Annotated in this window: 2 protein-coding genes and 1 pseudogene; 1 reads left to right on the forward strand and 2 read right to left on the reverse strand. The window is 41.3% G+C overall.

Annotated elements, in window-relative coordinates; translation table 11 throughout:
• Positions 1 to 106 (forward strand): annotated as a pseudogene (locus HT699_RS11470) (hydrolase); the annotation flags it as partial.
• Between the two features lie 226 nt (positions 107 to 332).
• On the opposite strand, the gene HT699_RS11475 reads toward HT699_RS11470, so the two are convergent.
• Together HT699_RS11475 and HT699_RS11480 are read right to left on the reverse strand one after the other, a co-directional pair.
• A complete protein-coding gene (locus tag HT699_RS11475) occupies positions 333 to 1,016 on the reverse strand; it encodes a DUF1129 domain-containing protein (protein ID WP_000078022.1) in 684 nt (227 codons plus the stop codon).
• 11 nt (positions 1,017 to 1,027) lie between these two features.
• Positions 1,028 to 1,972 (reverse strand): magnesium transporter CorA family protein, encoded by a 945-nt coding sequence (locus tag HT699_RS11480; protein WP_000815629.1) that lies wholly within the window; start codon positions 1,970 to 1,972, stop codon positions 1,028 to 1,030.
• Positions 1,973 to 2,034: the final 62 nt, after the last annotated feature.

Here is a 2,034-nt window from a genome sequence, read left to right on the forward strand (position 1 = left end):
TACCAAAGAGTTAGCGGTGGAAAATTTACATGTCGTATTTGATGGTAACAAGAGTCCACAAGTCAGTGATCACTATGGCTTGAGTGCTATTTTAAACTGGAAATAATAACTGATACTCTTCGAAAATCAAATTCAAACCACGTCAACGTCGCCTTGCCGTACTCAAGTACAGCCTGCAGCTAGCTTCCTAGTTTGCTCTTTGATTTTCATTGAGTATGAGCCTATTTTATCACAAAAGATTAGATAGAGCTATGTGGATGTCAGAAGAATACTTTAAAATCAAAAAAGTAAGTGAAAAAGCAACCGCACCTGCAGTTGCTTTTATCGTTTTCTTATTCTTGATAGCGTGTTGGTCCTGCACTTGCACTACGGATATTCAAGCGTTTCTTGAGATAGAAGCGAAGGGCTAGGAGGGCTGCTCCAATAATAGCTAGTGGCAATGGATCCAGTACTGGGTTAAGGCTAGCTGGTAGGAAGCTTGTTGCAAAGAAGACAAGCAACCAAAGGAACATAGAAGCTAGGATAACTAGTACAGATTTCCAGAAAGGTGGACGTTGACTGCGATCCATATCTGGTCCATAGTATTGGTAAACAAAGTAGTACATCAAGTAGAAGGCAAATCCACCAACCAGTCCAACTAATAGAAGAGTAATCAATCCATAGCCGAAAGCTTGATCTGCCGCAAAGAAGGTTGTGAGGGCGCTGACAAGGGCAAAGAGGCTAGTGATGAAAAGAGCTGAGTCCATAATCATCAGTTTTGGATCATCATTTTCTTTTGGATGCTCTTTTTCGTACTGCTCTTTGACAGTGAAGCTATGAGCCCAATGAGTTGGTGCGCCGTATAGGGAACGGGCAGTTGTACCTTTAGATTGCTCCTCAAGGATTTGGGGAATGACTTCCTCAAAAATAGTTTGGATTTCAGCGTCTGTTTTCCCATCTTTGATGAATTGTTGGGTAGCAATGTGGACAAACTCTTGGTTTTTCTTAGTTAATTTTTGTAGATCAATTTGAGACATAGGAACTCCTCTTAGAACCATTTTTTATGGATGAGATAGAGAGTGAGCGAGACACTCATAGCAAAGGCGATAAAGACGATTAACCAAAAGGCATTTGGCTCTCCGTTTAGGGGGATTTCATTATCCTTAAAGTTCATCCCGTAGGCAGAAAAGACCATGGTTGGGATGGACATGACGATGGTCACAAGAGCCAAGGTTTTCATGATGTTGTTCTGGTTGTTAGAAATGATAGAGGCGAAGGTCTCTGTCATAGAATGCAAGACGTTTCCATAAATGTCTGCCATCTCGATGGCCTGTTGGGTTTCAATCAGGGTGTCTTCAAGCAGGTCTTCGTCCTCAAGGTATTTCTTGATATTGCTGGTTGAACTGGTCAATTTCTTAATCACGCGCTCATTTGTTTTGAGGGAGGCTTTGAAATAGACGATAGTTTTTTCCAATTCCATGAGCTCAATCAATTCTTCATTACGAGTTGATTGATGCAGTTGACTTTCGATTTGTTCACTCTTGCGGTCGATTGAACGAAGGGCTGTTAGGTAAAGCTCTGCATTGCGATAAAGAATTTGAAAGATAAAACGTGAACGCATGAAGGTATAGAAATTACGCAATCGACGGTTGATAAAGACATCAAGGACAGGTAGTGGTTCCAAACACGTAGTGATAATGGTTTCCTCAGTGATGATAATACCAAGCGGTATGGTTACGTAGTAGGTGCGGTTATTTCTTTCCTCCGTGACCGGCACGTCTACGATAATCAGGGTATACTCGTCTTCAATGGTAATACGAGACATTTCTTCCGCATCGAGCGGTGCTCGAAGGTCGGCAATATCAATATCGAAGGTGTTGGCGATTTCGAGTGATTCATTTTGAGTCGGATTGACGAGATTGATCCAAGTACCCGGTTCAAGCGTATCGATCTCTTTAAATTCAGTTGTTGTAGAGAGAAAAACTTGTTTCATATCCCTTATCCTTTCTCATTTTTCAGATTTTTTCACACCGTACTATTATACTACAAAATCGG

The sequence above is a fragment of the Streptococcus sp. 1055 genome (genome assembly GCF_013276815.1).
Taxonomy (GTDB): domain Bacteria; phylum Bacillota; class Bacilli; order Lactobacillales; family Streptococcaceae; genus Streptococcus; species Streptococcus pseudopneumoniae.

What these genes read in the sequence shown, in the direction of transcription:
- HT699_RS11480 (WP_000815629.1), bottom strand. Translation starts at nt 1,972, where the DNA reads ATGAAACAAGTTTTTCTCTCTACAACAACTGAATTTAAAGAGATCGAT.
- HT699_RS11475 (WP_000078022.1), bottom strand. Translation starts at nt 1,016, where the DNA reads ATGTCTCAAATTGATCTACAAAAATTAACTAAGAAAAACCAAGAGTTT.